Annotated in this window: 14 protein-coding genes; 7 read left to right on the top strand and 7 right to left on the bottom strand. The window is 67.7% G+C overall.

The window, feature by feature from the left end; translation table 11 throughout:
- Window positions 1–143 precede the first annotated feature (143 nt).
- Entirely contained in the window at window positions 144–542 is a 399-nt protein-coding gene (locus tag HNP46_RS22360; protein WP_184593315.1) for a RidA family protein, read from the top strand.
- On the opposite strand, the gene HNP46_RS22355 is transcribed toward HNP46_RS22360, so the two are convergent.
- Complete coding sequence (locus tag HNP46_RS22355) at window positions 539–1,495, bottom strand: LysR family transcriptional regulator (protein ID WP_184593313.1); 957 nt, start codon at window positions 1,493–1,495, stop codon at window positions 539–541. The genes HNP46_RS22360 and HNP46_RS22355 overlap by 4 nt on opposite strands.
- Before the next feature lie 56 nt (window positions 1,496–1,551).
- On the opposite strand from HNP46_RS22355, the gene HNP46_RS22350 reads away from it, so the two are divergent.
- On the top strand, window positions 1,552–2,052 hold the full coding sequence (locus tag HNP46_RS22350; RefSeq protein ID WP_184593311.1) for a GNAT family N-acetyltransferase: 501 nt from the start codon (window positions 1,552–1,554) through the stop codon (window positions 2,050–2,052).
- 25 nt (window positions 2,053–2,077) lie between these two features.
- Here the strand turns inward: HNP46_RS22350 and HNP46_RS22345 are convergent, their stop codons facing one another.
- On the bottom strand, window positions 2,078–2,497 hold the full coding sequence (locus HNP46_RS22345) for a transcriptional regulator (protein ID WP_184593308.1): 420 nt from the start codon (window positions 2,495–2,497) through the stop codon (window positions 2,078–2,080).
- A gap of 218 nt (window positions 2,498–2,715) precedes the next feature.
- Between HNP46_RS22345 and HNP46_RS22340 the strand changes: the two genes are divergently transcribed.
- Complete coding sequence (locus tag HNP46_RS22340) at window positions 2,716–3,099, top strand: hypothetical protein (protein WP_260403236.1); 384 nt, start codon at window positions 2,716–2,718, stop codon at window positions 3,097–3,099.
- A 437-nt stretch (window positions 3,100–3,536) separates the two neighbouring features.
- A complete protein-coding gene (locus tag HNP46_RS22335) occupies window positions 3,537–5,231 on the top strand; it encodes an amidase (RefSeq protein WP_184593307.1) in 1,695 nt (564 codons plus the stop codon).
- A gap of 190 nt (window positions 5,232–5,421) precedes the next feature.
- On the opposite strand, the gene HNP46_RS22330 is transcribed toward HNP46_RS22335, so the two are convergent.
- Entirely contained in the window at window positions 5,422–6,438 is a 1,017-nt protein-coding gene (locus tag HNP46_RS22330; protein WP_184593305.1) for a class I SAM-dependent methyltransferase, read from the bottom strand.
- Between the two features lie 117 nt (window positions 6,439–6,555).
- Between HNP46_RS22330 and HNP46_RS22325 the strand changes: the two genes are divergently transcribed.
- A complete protein-coding gene (locus HNP46_RS22325) occupies window positions 6,556–7,395 on the top strand; it encodes an AraC family transcriptional regulator (protein WP_184593303.1) in 840 nt (279 codons plus the stop codon).
- Window positions 7,396–7,667: 272 nt separating this feature from the next.
- Here the strand turns inward: HNP46_RS22325 and HNP46_RS22320 are convergent, their stop codons facing one another.
- The 3 genes from HNP46_RS22320 to HNP46_RS22310 form a co-directional block, all read right to left on the bottom strand.
- Window positions 7,668–8,684: a GlxA family transcriptional regulator gene (locus HNP46_RS22320; RefSeq protein WP_184593462.1), complete on the bottom strand. Its 1,017-nt coding sequence runs from the start codon at window positions 8,682–8,684 to the stop codon at window positions 7,668–7,670.
- A gap of 62 nt (window positions 8,685–8,746) precedes the next feature.
- Window positions 8,747–10,159, bottom strand: a complete 1,413-nt coding sequence (gabP, locus tag HNP46_RS22315) for a GABA permease (protein WP_184593301.1) — start codon at window positions 10,157–10,159, stop codon at window positions 8,747–8,749.
- Between the two features lie 291 nt (window positions 10,160–10,450).
- Window positions 10,451–10,957: a MarR family winged helix-turn-helix transcriptional regulator gene (locus tag HNP46_RS22310; protein WP_184593299.1), complete on the bottom strand. Its 507-nt coding sequence runs from the start codon at window positions 10,955–10,957 to the stop codon at window positions 10,451–10,453.
- Window positions 10,958–11,074: 117 nt separating this feature from the next.
- On the opposite strand from HNP46_RS22310, the gene HNP46_RS22305 reads away from it, so the two are divergent.
- Window positions 11,075–12,244: an MFS transporter gene (locus HNP46_RS22305; RefSeq protein ID WP_184593297.1), complete on the top strand. Its 1,170-nt coding sequence runs from the start codon at window positions 11,075–11,077 to the stop codon at window positions 12,242–12,244.
- 64 nt (window positions 12,245–12,308) lie between these two features.
- Window positions 12,309–12,968 (top strand): glutathione S-transferase family protein, encoded by a 660-nt coding sequence (locus tag HNP46_RS22300; RefSeq protein ID WP_184593295.1) that lies wholly within the window; start codon window positions 12,309–12,311, stop codon window positions 12,966–12,968.
- A gap of 372 nt (window positions 12,969–13,340) precedes the next feature.
- On the opposite strand, the gene HNP46_RS22295 is transcribed toward HNP46_RS22300, so the two are convergent.
- Window positions 13,341–14,834, bottom strand: coding sequence for an aldehyde dehydrogenase family protein (locus tag HNP46_RS22295; protein ID WP_184593293.1), 1,494 nt, complete (start codon window positions 14,832–14,834; stop codon window positions 13,341–13,343).
- Window positions 14,835–15,227: the final 393 nt, after the last annotated feature.

Raw genomic sequence — 15,227 nt, 5'->3', positions numbered from 1 at the left:
TCCGGCGGAGGGCTGGCGAGGGTCGGATTGTTTGGATTCTACAAACAATCCTGACCGGTGTTGCCCGATTATCCCGGCCGCTCGCCGCCGTAACCTGCCGCCATCGTTGAAACCGGGGCTGCGGTCCCTGATGGAGCAAGTCGATGAACACCCGTGACGTGGTATTCCCCGCGGGCCGCCAGGCCCTCTATGAACGCAACCGCTATTCCCCGGCGATCCGCAGCAACGGACTGCTGTTCGTTTCCGGCCAGGTCGGCAGCCGCGCCGACGGCTCGCCCGAGCCCGAGCTGGAAGCCCAGGTGCGCCGGGCTTTCGACAATCTCAATGCGATCCTCGCCGCCGCCGGCTGCAGCTTCGACGACGTGATCGACGTGACGGTGTTCCTGGTCAATCCCGAGCAGACCTTCGAGCGCATCTGGCAGATCGTCCCGGAATACTGGGGCGAGGCGCCGCATCCCACGCTGACCGGCATCGGCGTCACCTGGCTGTATGGCTTCGATTTCGAGATCAAGGTGGTCGCCCAACTGCCGGAGGGCCGCTAGGTATCGGCCAGCGCCCTGAGCATCTGCTCACGCAGCCAGCGCTGCCCTGGCCGGCTGGCGTGGCGCGGGTGGTAGAGGATGCGCAGGTGGTAGCTCGGCAGCTCGATGGGCGCCGGATACAACGCCAGCGTACCTTCGGCGTTGAGCTGTTCAGCCACTCGGCGGGGCAGGGTGAGCAGGTAGTCGGAGACGGCGACCAGGCTCGGCGCCGCCAGCAGGCTGGGCAGTTGCACGGCCACGTCGCGCTGGATGCCCTGGCGGGCCAGGGCCGTGTCGATCACGCCGACGGCATCGCTCCACGGCAGCACCGCCACGTGGCGCTCGGCCAGGTACTGCTCCAGCGACAGCTCGCCGGTGATCCGTGAATGCCCCTTGCGCGCGGCCACCACGTAGTCGTCGCTGAAGCAGTCGATGGCTTCCAGGGTGTCGTCCTGCAACCGCTGGTGGGAAACGCCCAGGGCGAAATGCACGCGACCTTCGCGCAGGTCGTCCAGCGAATCCTGCTGGGTGGCGTAGATCACCTTGATGCGCAGGTGCGGGGCGAGCTTCTCGATCCGCGCGATCAGGCCCGGCAGCAGGGTGAAGCTGGTGTAGTCGGTGGCGGCGAAGACGAAGGTCTGGGAACTGTGCGCCGGGTCGAAAGGCGCGGCGCTGGACAGCCGGTCGGCCAGCAGCGCCAGGGCTTCGCCGATGCCATCGGCCATCAGCTCGGCCTGGGCGGTGGGCTGCATGGCGCTGCCGGCGCGGACGAACAGTTCATCGCCGAGGCTGTCGCGCAGGCGGCCCAGGGCATGGCTGCAGGCCGACGGGCTCATGGCCAGTTCATCGGCGGCGGCCACCACGCTGCGCTGGCGGAACAGGGCGTCGAAGACCAGCAGCAGGTTGAGGTCGAGGCGACGCAGGCTGGCATGCACGATGTTCAGTATCCGGTGAAGAAAATGCAGTACGTGCATTCTGCGCTTTCATTATCCTGCTGTCTCCGATCCACCCGATTCGCCGGACCATCACCATGAACCAACCGACTTTCCGCACCGCCACCCTGGCCGACACCGACCGCTGCTTCGAGATCGAGATATCCGCCTACGAAGGCGACGAGGCCGCCACTCGGGAGAAGATCGCCACGCGTATCGCGCAGTACCCCGAAGGCTTCCTGATCATGGAGCTGGAAGGTGAGATCATCGGCTTCATCAACAGCGGCTGCGCGTTCGAGGTGGTGATGTCCGACGAGGCGTTCAAGGAGCTCATCGGCCACGACCCGGCAGCGCCCAACGTGGTGATCATGTCCGTGGTGATCGACCCGGCGCAGCAGGGCAGGAGCTATGCCACGCTGCTGATGCACACCTTCATCGAGCGCATGGGCGGCCTGGGCAAGCGCACCATTCACTTGATGTGCAAGGACCGCCACGTGCCGCTCTACGAGCGCTTCGGCTATCGCTACGTGAAGCCGTCGGCGTCCGACCACGGCGGCATGGCGTGGCACGAGATGGTGATGGAACTGCCAGCCGCCTGATCCCCGATGCTTGGCGGCCGGAGCTTCAGCGCTCCGGCCGGTCGTTCACCCGGTCACGGGTGGCGCGCTCGGCCAGCAGGTCGAAGGATTCCGGCAGCAGCGCGGCCTCGCCCTTTTCGTCGAGCAGCTGGCGGAACACCAGGTGGTCGGGGAAGCTGCGGCTGATCAGGGTCAGCAGCTCGTTGCCGCGCTCGGTCAGCTCGAAGTTGTTGCCGGTGCCGCCGTGTTCGCGCGGGCGTTCCTGGATGTAGCCGTTGGCGAACAGGTCACCCTCCAGGTCGCCGGCGACCTTCTTCAGGTGGTCGACGCTGCCGTCCACCGGCTCGCCCTGCAGCCGGTGCTGCTCGGCCACTTCCTCGCCGCACTCGCGGGCCTGGTAGGGTTGGTCGGCGCACTCCTGGGCGCGCAGCAGCAGACGTTCGATCAGGTCCCAGTCGTAGCTCATGGCGTGTCCTCCGGGTCATCAATGCAGGGCCTTCCTGAGTTGCGACCCGGCCGGGCGGGGAGGGTTCGAACTTCCTGCGCAGCGGTGCGTCATCGCCGGGCGGCGAATCATCAATACCGTCGAGTCTCACTATCGATGCAATCGAGTGGTGCGTGGGGCGCCCGCGGCTGACTATCTGTCCCACGAACCCGCTGAACCGGGGCCACGGAACAGAACCCATGAACACTTCGCGCCTTGCCTGTCGCCCATTGCTGGCACCGCTGCTGCTGACGCTGGCCAGCCTGACCGGCTGCGCCGCCACGTCGGCCACCTCCGAGAGCCAGCTGAGCTGGGACAGCCTCGGCGGTACCACCGCCCAGAGCAGCGACGCCTACCTGAGCTGCGTGGATGGCCGGGTGAATGCCCGCACGCCGATCTTCTTCAACGAGCAGGGCGCCACCCGCCAACTGCTTACCGGCAGCGCCGACCCGCTGCAGGCCAGCGGCATCGTCGAGGTCACGCCGATCGCTGGCGGCAATCACTTCAGCGCCTTCCAGCGCAGCGCCTGGCAGGACAAGGGCGAGTTGCTGGACGCCGCCTACCAGTGCGCGCAGCACAGTTGAATCGTCTTCGAGCGGGTCGCTCCCCCCAGCGACCCGCCCAGCGCCGGCAGGCGGCGAATAGCCTGCGTCAGTGTCGGCCATCGGGCTTGCGCTGATTCACTCTCCAGGGCGCTCCCCCCAGCGCCCGAACTGTCGCCCGGCGAGTCCCCCCACTCGGCGGGCGTTTTTTTTAATTTACGTCTGTTGTGTATTCTGATCGGGCATGCCAGTGTGTGCGCCCTGGCGGCTGTATTCGCCTTTCACAGCCTGTCTCGCTGCGCATCCGGTTTGTCCGCCGGGCGCTGAACCCTGCCGCCGGCCGACGGTACACTCACTCCCGTCGCGAAACAGAAGTACAAGAGAATTCAGATGAACACGCACTTTCCGACTTGCGCTGTCTTCGTCCTTCGCGACGCAGACCTGCCCCTTCCCACCAACCTTCAGCCGACGGTGACAGCATGATCGAGGTAACCGAAGTTTCCATTGCGCAGCTGCGTGAAGCCCTGGAGTCGGGCCGCACCACCGCGGTCGAACTGGTCAAGGCCTACCTCGCGCGCATCGATGCCTACGATGGCCCGACCCGGCTCAATGCCGTGGTCGTGCGCAATACCGAGGCCCTGAAGGAAGCCGAAGCCTCCGACGCCCGCCGCGCCCGTGGCGAGACCCTCGGCCCGCTGGACGGCATCCCCTACACCGCCAAGGACAGCTACCTGGTCAAGGGCCTGACCGCCGCTTCCGGCAGCCCGGCCTTCAAGGACCTGGTCGCCTACCGCGACGCCTTCACCGTCGAGCGCCTGCGCGCCGGCGGCGCCATCTGCCTGGGCAAGACCAACATGCCGCCCATGGCCAACGGCGGCATGCAGCGCGGCGTCTACGGCCGTGCGGAAAGCCCGTACAACCGCAAGTTCCTCACCGCGCCCTTCGCCTCCGGCTCCTCCAACGGTGCCGGCACCGCGACTGCCGCGAGCTTCTCGGCCTTCGGCCTGGCGGAAGAAACCTGGTCCAGCGGTCGTGGCCCGGCCTCGAACAATGGCCTGTGCGCCTACACCCCGTCCCGTGGGGTGATCTCGGTACGCGGCAACTGGCCGCTGACCCCGACCATGGACGTGGTGGTGCCCTACGCGCGGACCATGGCCGACCTGCTGGAAGTGCTCGACGTGGTGGTTGCCGAAGACAGCGAAAAGCGCGGCGACCTCTGGCGCCTGCAGCCGTGGGTACCGATCCCCGCCGTAAGCGAAGTGCGCCCGGCCTCCTACCTGGACCTCGCCGCCGGCCCGGAAGCCCTCAAGGGCAAGCGCCTGGGCGTGCCGCGCATGTTCATCAACCAGGACGAGCTCGCCGGCACCAGCGAGAAGCCCGGCATCGGCGGCCCGACCGGCCAGCGCATCAACACCCGCGCCTCGGTCATCGACCTCTGGGAGCAGGCCCGCAAGGCCCTGGAAGCCGCCGGCGCCGAAGTCGTCGAAGTGGACTTCCCGCTGGTTTCCAACTGCGAGGGCGACCGTCCTGGCGCACCGACCGTGTTCAACCGCGGCTTCGTCACCGAGCAGTTCCTGCATGACGAGCTGTGGGAACTGTCCGGCTGGGGCTTCGACGATTTCCTGCGCGCCAACGGCGACCCCAAGCTGAACCAGCTGGCCGACGTCGACGGGCTGAAAATCTTCCCCCACGATCCGGGCACGCTGCCCAACCGCGAGGATGACCTCTGCGCGGGCATGGACGAGTACGTCAACATGGCCAGGCGCGGCCTCAAGACGTGGGACCAGATCGAGACCCTGCCCGACGGCCTGCGCGGCCTGGAGAAGACCCGCAAGCTCGACCTGGAAGACTGGATGGACGAGCTGAAGCTCGACGCCGTGCTGTTCCCCACCGTGGCCGACGTCGGCCCGGCGGACGCCGACGTCAACCCGGAATCGGCCGACATCGCCTGGAGCAACGGCATCTGGGTCGCCAACGGCAACCTGGCGATCCGTCACCTGGGCGTACCGACCGTCACCGTGCCGATGGGCGTGATGGCCGACATCGGCATGCCGGTGGGCCTGACCTTCGCCGGTCGCGCCTACGACGACTCCGCGCTGCTGACCTTCGCCGCCGCCTTCGAAGCCACCGGCTCCAAGCGCCTGGTGCCACCGAGCACGCCGCCGCTGGGTTGATCGCTCTGCCGCTTCACGCTGCCTGAAAAACCGCGCCCCAGGGCGCGGTTTTTTTGCTGTCCCGAACGGCGGATTTTCCGGCGGATGCCCTTTGTAGGATGGGTGGAGCGCAGCGATACCCATGCTGTCGGCGATCGGGATTGATGGGTATCGCTGCGCTCCACGCCATCCTACGACGCTGCTTGAGGCGCTAGCCCCGCGCGAGCAGAACCCGCACCGGCGCCAGCGGAATATCCACGTGGCCGAGGTCGTCCACGCCGTCGAACCCGGCCTCGTGCAGCAATGCCAGCAGCTCGCCCGGCTCGGGCACCCAATGGCCGCGCAGGCGCAGCGGCAGGTAGTAGGGCAGTACCCGCTCGGCCAGCTCCGGCTGCATTTCCCAGTGCGCGTGCAGGCAGAGGAAGCGCCCGCCCGGCTTGAGTGCCGCGCGGATGCGCCGCAGCAGCCCGAGCCGGTCCTCGACGAAGTGCAGCACCGAGGCGCACCAGACCAGGTCGAAGCCGTCGCCCAGCTCGGCATCGCCCAGCTCTGCATCGCGCAGATCGGCGCCAATGGCCTGCAGGCGATTGGCGACTCCGGCGGCCCGCAGATTGTCCCGCGCCACCGCCGCGCTTTCCGGGAAGTCCAGCAGCACCCCACGGCAGTGCGGCCAGGCCAGCGCCAGGGCGATGGCCTGCAGACCGGGGCCGCAGCCCAGGTCGAGGAAGCGGCCATCCGCCGGCAGTTCGCCGAAGCCTTGCACCAGCCGGACCGCCGCCTCGGCGGTGACCGCCTGCTGCTCCTGGGCCAATTGTCGCCGCGCCGCCTCGGCCCAGCCGCTGCGCACGGCCTCGGCCGGTGGCGCGAAGGGCCCTGGCGAACCCAGCGCGGCACCGACTCGGCGCAACGCTTGCAGGCGCAGCAGCCAGGCCTCGCCGCAATACCGGGTGGAAGAAGGCACGAAATGGCGGCGGGCGACCTCGCTGGCGCTGTAGCGCTCGCCGTCGCGCTCCAGCAGGCCGAGGCTCCAAAGGCAGTCCAGCAGTGGTGCCAGGCTGGCGGCGGGCAGCGTGGTGCGCGGCATGAGGTGGTCGAGACTGACGGGCGCCAGCAGTTGGCTGAACAGCTCGTGCTCCAGCGCCGCACGCAGGCAGTCGGCGCCGACGCTGGCCAGCAGCAGGTCCCAGCTGCGGCGCAACGGATGCGATTCGAAGGGCAGGGTGGTCATGGCGGTACTCCAGCGTGATTGACGTGGCAGCCAGGGTGCGCGCTAATGCGAATGACTATCGTCTATTAACTCTGCGCGGCGGCGTTTTTCGTCTGCGCAATGCACGGCAGGAAGCCAATGGAGCCCTTCACGCAAAGCCGCCAGCTGGCGCCGGGATTGCTGCTGGTGCGCTCGCGCCTGCACCCGCTGCGGGACTGCCGCGAGCCCGGCGCATCGCCCCAGGGAAGCGCATCCCTGGTGATTACCCTCGGGCTGGCGGGGCGCTCCGCCTTTGTCGGCCGCGACGGCAATCGGGTGGATTTCCGCGAGGGCCACACCACTGTCACCAGCTTCCGCCACAGCGAGGGCCAGCGATGCTATCGCGGTGGGGAAACCCTCAGCCAGCTGCGCCTGATCGCCGACGAAGCCGTGCTGACGAATTACCTGGGCGCAGCTCGCGCCGGCGAGCTGCTGGGCAACGGCCACCTGCGCCGCCTGGCGTACCAGCGCACATCGCCGGCCAGCCTTGCGCTGGCCCGCGCGCTGCTGCGACCGGGGCAGGGTCTGCTCGACCTGCACCTCAACGGCCTGGCGCTGCTGCGCGAGCAGCTGCAGGGGCTGCTGCCGAGGGCGGCTATCGACCCGCAGCGCCGCTTGCAGACGGTGGAGATCGAATGCCTGGAGCAGGCGCGCGACTGGATGCGCGAGCGCCTGGATCAGCCCCTGACTGTGACATTGCTGGCGGCCGCTGCCGGCATGGGCGAGACCCGGCTGAAAACCGCCTGGAAGCGTCACTACGGCTGCACGCCGCAGCAGTCCCTCAACCAGCTGCGCATGGGGCATGCCCACGCCCTGCTCGAAGGCGGCTGCCAGGTGGCCCAGGCAGCCTGGGCAGTGGGCTATGGCCATGCGAACAATTTCAGCGTGGCCTTCGCTCGCTACTTCGGCTATCCGCCCCGCGCAGTGGGCAGGGGATGAGCGACGCAGCGGATGCTGGGTTCGCGAGCAAGCTCGCTCCTACCGTTCAGCTCTGGCTCGGATCGCTCTTCGCAGGAGCGAGCTTGCTCGCGAACCGATCGGGCGCCGGCCTTGTCGGCGGATCGCGGATGGAGCCCGCTCCTATCAGGGGCTCCAGCCGCCAAGCGTTCCCGTAGGGCGCATAACGCCTACGGCGTTATCCGCCGCCGTGGCGGATAACCCGTTCCGGGTTATGCGCCCTACAAAAAGCCGGAGCCGGCAGTCAGTTGCTCCTACAGAGGGCGCTCGACCGGGCGAAGGGCCTTGACGCAACCATGGCGCGCTTCCTTGGACGGCGAATAGCCGTAGAACGAGGTGTAGCACTTGCTGAAATGGCTGGGCGAGACGAAGCCGCAGGCCAGCGCCACCTCGACCATCGGCAGGCTGGAGTGCTGCAGCAGGCGGCGGCTTTCGGTGATGCGCAGCTCCAGGTAATAGCGCACCGGCGTGGTCCCCAGCTGCTCCTGGAACAGCCGCTCGATCTGCCGTTTCGAGCGTCCCACGTAGCGCGACAGCTGGTCCTGGTTCAGCGGCTCCTCGATGTTCGCGCTCATCAGGTTGATCGCCTCGCGCAGCGGCTCGCTGAGCTTCTCGTGCAGCGCCGGGCGGGTGCGGCGGAAACGCGATTCCTCGAAGGCGAGGATGTCGACGATGCCCTCCACCAGTTCGCGGCCGTGGCGCTGGTTGATCCACTCCAGCACCAGGTTGAAGGCGCCGGTGGGGCTGGCGGCAGTGAGCCGGTTGCGATCGGCCTGGTAGCTTTCGCTGGTGACTTCGCTGTGCCGGGCGATCTCCGCCAGCGCCGCGCGGTGCTCGGGGTGGATGGCGCAGCGGTAGCCGTCCAGCAGGCCGGCCTGGCCGAGGAACCAGGCGCCGTTCCACAGGCCGGCGAGGGCGATGTCCTTGTCGGCGGCGCTCTGCAGCAGGCGGGTCAGTTCGGGGATGGCGCGCAGGGGTGTGCGCAGGCCGCCGCAGACCACCAGCAGGTCCAGTTCGCCGAGCTGCGCCGGGGTCAGCGCGGCGCCGGGGCAGATCACCAGGCCGAGGTCGCTGGTGGCCGATTCGCCGTCCAGGCTGAAGGTCTGGCTGGCGAAGGTCTGCGCGCGGATCAGGTTGGCGGTGACCAGGGTGTCCAGCGCCTGGGTGAAGGCCGGCAGGGAGAAGTGTTCCAGCAGCAGGAAGCCCACCCGCGCGAGGCGGTCGGGCTGCTGCGGTTCACCGTCGAGGTAGCGCAGGTTGCGGCCCTGCATGGTTCCACTGAACTGGCGGCGTTCGACCAATCGGCACCTCGGCTGCTTTGTGGGCGATTGGCTCAGTTGCGCACGGCGCTGCGGCCGATGGCGGCCGGCGCGTGCGGCGAAGTGCGCCGGCTGGTCTGGCTGAGCAGGATGATGATCACCGTCAGCGCCAGGGTCGAACTCACTTCGATGCGGTGCGCGGGCATGCTGAACATCACCACCAGGATGAAGCTGATGATCCCGATCACCAGCCAGGTCAGCCAGGGGAACAGCCACATGCGGAACACCAGCTCATGGTTGCGCCGGCGCAGGATGCCGCGCATGCGCAGCTGCGACACGGCGATGGCGAGATAGACGAGCAGGGCGATGGAGCCGGAGCTGGCCAGCAGGAACTCGAACAGCCGCCCCGGCGCAAAGAAGTTGAGCAGGGTGGTGAACATGCCGATCAATGTGCTGGCGATCACCGCCGCGCGCGGCACGCCGGCCTTCGAGGTGCGCTGGATGAAGGCCGGCGCGTCGTGGCGACGGCTCAGCGAATAGATCATCCGCGAGGCGATGTACACCGAGGAGTTCAGGCAACTGGCCACTGCCACCAGCACCACCAGGTCCATCAGCAGTTGCGCGTTGGGGATGTTCAGCAGCTCCAGGGCACGCTGGTAGGAGCCGATCTCCACCAGGCGCGGATCGTTCCACGGCACCACCGAAATGATCACCAGGATCGACAGCAGGTAGAACACGCTGATGCGCCAGATCACCGAGCGCGTGGCCTTGGCGATGTTGCGGCTGGGGTCGCTGGATTCGGCGGCGGCGATGGTCACCGCCTCGGTGCCGATGAAGCTGAACAGGGTGGTGACCAGCGCGCTGAAGATGGCCGTCCAGCCGTTTGGCATGAAGCCGCCGTGCTCGTGCATGAGCTTGCTCAGGCCGCTGACCTCGCGCCCCGGCAGCAGGCCCAGCAGCGCGGCGGCGCCCAGCCCGATGAAGGCGACGATGGCGACCACCTTGAGCATGGCGAACCAGAATTCGAACTCACCGTACTTGGCCACGCTGAACAGGTTGGTGACGGTGAGCAGCAGCGTCATCGACAGGGCGAACACCCAGGTCTCCACCTGCGGGAACCAGTTGTTGAGGATGACCCCGGCGGCAATCGCCTCGATGGGGATCACCAGCACCCAGAACCACCAGTACAGCCAGCCGATGGTGAAGCCGGCCCAGCGGCCGATGGCCTGGTCGGCATAGGCGGAGAAGGAACCGGTGTCGGGGCTGGCCACGGCCATTTCGCCGAGCATGCGCATCACCAGTACCACCAGCAGCCCGGAAAGGGCGTAGGCGACGATGGCGGAGGGGCCGGCGGCGGCAATCGCGTGGCCGGAGCCGACGAACAACCCGGCGCCGATGATTCCCGCGATGGAAAGCATGGTCACGTGGCGGGGCTTGAAGCCCTGCACCAGATCGCCATTGGCGCCGTTTGCACTGGGAGCACTCATCTGTCGGCCTTTTCTTGAAATTGTTATGTAGGACGCGGCGACGTGGGATGAGCGCAACTTCCTTCCTGACCGATGGTTCCGCTCCTGGCGGGGTTGGGAATTGGCCGAGGAAGTGTGCAGCTGGATCAACACGCTTCACGCGGGACCCAAGCTAAGGCAGTGGATGGGCGGCGAGTTGCTCGAAATCGCCGCAGGCATGATCAAAAGCGACATGGACGGCCGGTGCAGTAGTGGCCATCAGCCGCTCTGCAGCGCTGCTTCCTGCTGGTCGGGACCTCGCGACGCCGGTGATCAGCCGCGGGTGCCGGGCAGGCTGGCGAGGAGTCTGGCCAGCAGCCCGGCCAACTGCTTCTGCTCGGCGGCGCTGAGCCCGGCGAGTACCTGGCGCTGGTTCTCGACATGGGCGCCGACTGCGGCGTCGATCAGCGCCAGTCCTGCTTCGCTCAGGCCCACCAGCGAGCCGCGGCCGTCCTCGGGGTTGGGCATGCGCTGCACCAGGCCCTGTTTTTCCAGGCGGTCGAGGCGGTTGGTCATGCTGCCGGAGGAGATCATTGCCGCCTCGTAGAGCACGGTGGGCGTGAGGCGGAAGGGCGGGCCGCTGCGGCGCAGGGTGGCGAGCACGTCGAACTCGCCCGGTTGCAGGCCGTACTCGGCGAACAGCGGGTTGAGGTGGTCGCGGGCGATCAGCTGCGCGGCCTCGCCCAGGCGGCCGAGCAGCAGCATGCCATCGGTGTCCAGCTCGGGGAGTTGCTCGCGCCATTGCGCGACGGCGAGCGCGGCTCTGTCCGGTGAGGTCATCGGGGGGCTTCCTTTTTATCTTGATGTCGAGATACATTGAATTTGTCTTGATGTAGAGATATTCGCCTGCGCCGTCCTCGCGATCAAGTGCTGGTGCCCACTGGAAGGATGTTTGCCATGTCTCGAACCGTTTCTCTTGTCGCCTGCCTGCTCGCCGTCGTGCTGGCCGGCCTCAACCTGCGCCCGGCGCTGGCCTCCATCGGCCCGCTGCTGGACGCATTGCAGGCCTCCGCGCAGTTGTCCGACAGCCTTGCCAGCCTGCTCACCAGCCTGCCGGTGCTGCTGATGGGCCTGGGTGCGCTGGGTGCTGCCCAGCTGTTGCGCCACTTCGGTGTGCGCCGTGGCGTGATGGGCGGCCTGCTGCTGATCGCGTGTGCCTGCGCACTGCGCCTGCTGCCGGGGCAGGTCGGGCTGCTCGGCGGCGCAGTGCTCGCCGGCCTGGGCATCGCCGCCTGCCAGGCGCTGTTGCCGGTGTTCATCCGCCGGCGCTTCGGTGCGCGGGTCGGCGGAGCGATGGGCGCCTATTCCACCGCAATCATGGGCGGTGCGGTGCTGGCCAGCGTCGCCTCGCCGTGGCTGGCGAAAGCCTGGGGCGAGTTGCCGGCGCTGGCGTTCTGGGCGTTGCCGGCCCTGTTGGCGCTGCCGGTGTGGAGCCGCGCCGCGAAGGGCGAGGTGCCCGCCAGCTCCGTCGCTCCGGCCTTTGCCGGTATCGCCCGGCGTGCGGTGTGGCTGGCGCTGTTCTTCGGCCTGGGCACCGGCGCCTACGTGCTAGTGCTCGCCTGGCTGCCGCCGTATTACACCGCCCTGGGCTGGAGCCCGGCCCAGGCGGGCGCATTGCTTGGCGGGCTGACGCTGACCGAGGTGGTCGCCGGGCTGCTGGTCTCGGCCTTCATCGATCGCCTGCCGGACCGTCGTCCGGCGCTGCTGCTGGCCATTGTCCTGCTGCTGGGCGGGCTGATCGTGCTGGTGCTGTGGCCACAGCAACTGGTGCTGGTGGCGATGATCTGTCTCGGCCTGGGCATCGGCGCGCTGTTCCCGTTGTCGCTGATCGTCGCCATGGACCGCGCCCGCAACCCGGCCGAGGCCGGTGCACTGGTGGGCTTCGTGCAGGGCGTGGGCTACCTGATCGCCGCGCTGTTCCCGCTGCTGGCGGGGCTGGCGCGGCAGTCCATGGCCAGCCTGGCGCCGGCCTGGATCGGCATGGCGCTGGTGTGCCTGGTGATGCTCGCCCTGGCCAGCCGCTTTGCGCCGGAGCGGCCGGCGGCGGGGCAGACGCAGGCCTGCTGAGAAATCCATGGCGCGGTCATTCGGGACTAGGCTGAGTACTTTCGTCTGCCCCAGGTGATCCGCCATGTCCCTCATCCTGTTCGGCCATCCGTTTTCCTCCTACACGCAGAAGGTGCTGATCGCCCTCTACGAGAACGCCACGCCCTTCGAGTTCCGCAGCCTCGGCCCGGATCAGCCGGAGCATGGCGCGCACTGGCTGCGCCTGTGGCCGCTGGCCAAGTTTCCGGTGCTGCTGGATGGCGAGCACAGCGTTGCCGAGACCAGCATCGTCATCGAGTACCTGCACCTGAAGCACCCCGGCCCGGTGCGCCTGCTGCCGGACGACCCGCTGAAGGCGCTGGACGTGCGATTCCTCGACCGCTTCTTCGATTGGCACGTGATGACCCCGGTGCAGCATGCCGTTCTCGGCGCCATGAGCGGTGAGGCGAACAAGCGCGCCGAAGGGCTGGCCCACGCCGTGAGCAAGCTCGAACTGGCCTACGCCTGGCTGGAAGAAGAGCTGGCCGGACGCACCTGGGCGGCGGGAGAGAGCTTCAGCCTCGCCGACTGCGCCGCAGCTCCGTCGCTGTTCTATGCCGACTGGACCCATCCCATCGGCGACCAATACCCGACCTTGCGCGCCTACCGCTCGCGCCTGCTGGCGCGCCCATCCTTCGCCCGCGCGGTGGAGGAGGCGCGGCCGCATCGGCCGCTGTTTCCGCTGGGGGCGCCGGAGCGGGATTGATCCGGACAAAAAAATCCCCCGGGCGCGGGTGCGAGCGGGGGATCAAGACCCGCGCAAGGGATGCGCGGGCGAGGTAGAAAGTTCGATATCAGGGGCTGTCTCCGGCCTCCGGCGCGATGCCGGCCTATCGCGGACGGAGTCCGCTCCTACGTAGTTTCCAGGCCGGTGTTTACAGGTGGATCAGGTCCGTAGGGCGCATAACCTGGAACAGGTTATCCGCCATGGCGTCGGCGGATTACGCTCACGCGTTTGCGCCCTACGACGACATCGCACGCGTGTGGGTATGGCGTAGGAGCGGACTTCGTCCGCGATGTTTCCGGCGTGCTGCGGAGCTATCGCGGACGTACCCATTCCCCACCTTCTCCAGCTGGCTTACAGGCGGATCAGCACCGACTTCAGCTCGGTGTAATGCTCGATGGCAGCGGCGCCCATCTCGCGGCCCACGCCGGACATCTTGAAGCCGCCGAAGGGCAGCGCCGGGTCCAGCGCGCTGTGGCAGTTCACCCACACCGAGCCGGACTTGATGCGCGGCACCATGCGGTGCACTGCCGCCAGGTCGTTGGACCAGATGCTCGCGCCCAGCCCGTAGGGGCTGTCGTTGGCCAGGCGCAGGGCGTCCTCGATGTCGTCGAAGGGCATGGCCACCAGCACCGGGCCGAAGATCTCTTCCTGCACCAACGGGTTCTTCTGGTCGACGTCGACGATCACCGTCGGTTTGACGAAGTAGCCGGGGCCGAACTGCTCGCCGCCGCAGGCGATGGTGGCGCCTTTGTCACGGCCCAGTTCGATGTAGTCGAACACGCGCTTCTGCTGCTTGGCGGAAATCAGCGGGCCCATGTCGATGCTCGGGTCCAGGCCGTTGCCCAGCTTCATGCCGTTGGCGATGCCGGAGATGTCGGCGATGACGTTGTCGAAGTGCTTGCGCTGCACGTACAGGCGCGAACCGGCGCAGCAGACCTGGCCCTGGTTGAAGAAGATCGCCTGCGCAGCGCCGGCGGCGGCGGTGGAAAGGTCCGCGTCGGCCATGACGATGGTCGGCGACTTGCCGCCCAGCTCCAGGGTCACGCGGGTCATGTTGTCCATGGCCGCCTTGCCGATTTCCTTGCCCACCGGGGTCGAGCCGGTGAAGGTCAGCTTGTCCACCAGCGGGTGGTGGGAGAGGGCGGCGCCGGCGCTGATGCCGGCGCCGGTGACGACGTTGAACACACCCGCCGGGTAGCCCGCTTCGAGCACCAGCTCAGCGAGCTTCAGCGCGGACAACGGGGTTTCGTCGGCGGGCTTCAATACCACGCTGCAGCCGGTGGCCAGCGCCGGGCCGAGCTTCCAGCAGGCCAGCAGCAGGGGGAAGTTCCAGGCGACGATGGCGCCCACCACGCCGACGGCTTCACGGCGGATGTAGCCGTGGAAGTCGCCATCGGGCATCAGCGGCATGGACACGTCCACGGTGCTGCCTTCGATCTTGGTGGCGTAGCCGGCCATGTAGCGCAGGAAGTCGATGGCCAGTTGCACGTCCATCACGCGGGCGACGGCGGCGCTCTTGCCGTTGTTCAGGCACTCCAGCTCAGCCAGCAGGTCGGCGTCGCGCTCCATCAGGTCGGCGAGCTTCCACAGCAGGTTCTGCCGTTCGCGCGGACGGGTGCGGCTCCAGGCCGAATCATCGAAGGCCTGGCGCGCGGCGCGCACCGCGCGGTCGACGTCGGCGGGGGTGCCGGCCGGCACCTGGCAGAGCACTTCGCCGGTGGCGGGGTTGCGCAGGTCCATCAGGGCGCCGTCGCTGGCGGAGGTCCAGTCGGCACCGATCAGCATCTTCGGGGCGCGCTGCAGGAAGGCGCGGGATTCGGGCTTGATGGGCAGGGAAGCGAGCATTGCGGTGGCCTCTTGTTGTCTGTTCGTGCTCCCGGTCCGGGAGGCGCTGAGGCGGAGCATCGCAACGGCTGTGCCAAGGATGGATTTATGATTCAACTATTTGAATTTGAAGAGATTATTTTATTTTTTGGTGCGCAGATGAAAAGGCCGCTGTCGCACATTGCGACAGCGGCTGAGATTTGTAGGGTTCGATTGGAAGGGAACTCTGGAGCTGGGCGTTCCCTCTCCCTAACCCTCTCCCTGAAGGGAGAGGGGACCGATCGGCGTTGTGCGATTTTTCACTTTCAGCCGGCACCGCGGGTGCAGGAAAGCATCGAGGCTTGCATTGCACGAACGCCCCCTCTCCCTTCAGGGAGAGGGCTGGGGAGAGGGGCTCTCCGGCATGGCACACCC

The organism is Pseudomonas nitroreducens (assembly GCF_014204515.1).
Classification (GTDB): domain Bacteria; phylum Pseudomonadota; class Gammaproteobacteria; order Pseudomonadales; family Pseudomonadaceae; genus Pseudomonas; species Pseudomonas nitritireducens_A.
The sequence above is the reverse complement of the archived record's forward strand: the minus strand, read 5'-3'. Positions and strand labels throughout refer to the sequence as shown.

Excerpts from the sequence above, each read along its gene's own strand:
- HNP46_RS22360 (WP_184593315.1), top strand. The coding sequence starts at position 144 with ATGAACACCCGTGACGTGGTATTCCCCGCGGGCCGCCAGGCCCTCTAT.
- HNP46_RS22355 (WP_184593313.1), bottom strand. The coding sequence starts at position 1,495 with ATGCACGTACTGCATTTTCTTCACCGGATACTGAACATCGTGCATGCC.
- HNP46_RS22350 (WP_184593311.1), top strand. The coding sequence starts at position 1,552 with ATGAACCAACCGACTTTCCGCACCGCCACCCTGGCCGACACCGACCGC.
- HNP46_RS22345 (WP_184593308.1), bottom strand. The coding sequence starts at position 2,497 with ATGAGCTACGACTGGGACCTGATCGAACGTCTGCTGCTGCGCGCCCAG.
- HNP46_RS22340 (WP_260403236.1), top strand. The coding sequence starts at position 2,716 with ATGAACACTTCGCGCCTTGCCTGTCGCCCATTGCTGGCACCGCTGCTG.
- HNP46_RS22335 (WP_184593307.1), top strand. The coding sequence starts at position 3,537 with ATGATCGAGGTAACCGAAGTTTCCATTGCGCAGCTGCGTGAAGCCCTG.
- HNP46_RS22330 (WP_184593305.1), bottom strand. The coding sequence starts at position 6,438 with ATGACCACCCTGCCCTTCGAATCGCATCCGTTGCGCCGCAGCTGGGAC.
- HNP46_RS22325 (WP_184593303.1), top strand. The coding sequence starts at position 6,556 with ATGGAGCCCTTCACGCAAAGCCGCCAGCTGGCGCCGGGATTGCTGCTG.
- HNP46_RS22320 (WP_184593462.1), bottom strand. The coding sequence starts at position 8,684 with ATGCAGGGCCGCAACCTGCGCTACCTCGACGGTGAACCGCAGCAGCCC.
- gabP (WP_184593301.1), bottom strand. The coding sequence starts at position 10,159 with ATGAGTGCTCCCAGTGCAAACGGCGCCAATGGCGATCTGGTGCAGGGC.
- HNP46_RS22310 (WP_184593299.1), bottom strand. The coding sequence starts at position 10,957 with ATGACCTCACCGGACAGAGCCGCGCTCGCCGTCGCGCAATGGCGCGAG.
- HNP46_RS22305 (WP_184593297.1), top strand. The coding sequence starts at position 11,075 with ATGTCTCGAACCGTTTCTCTTGTCGCCTGCCTGCTCGCCGTCGTGCTG.
- HNP46_RS22300 (WP_184593295.1), top strand. The coding sequence starts at position 12,309 with ATGTCCCTCATCCTGTTCGGCCATCCGTTTTCCTCCTACACGCAGAAG.
- HNP46_RS22295 (WP_184593293.1), bottom strand. The coding sequence starts at position 14,834 with ATGCTCGCTTCCCTGCCCATCAAGCCCGAATCCCGCGCCTTCCTGCAG.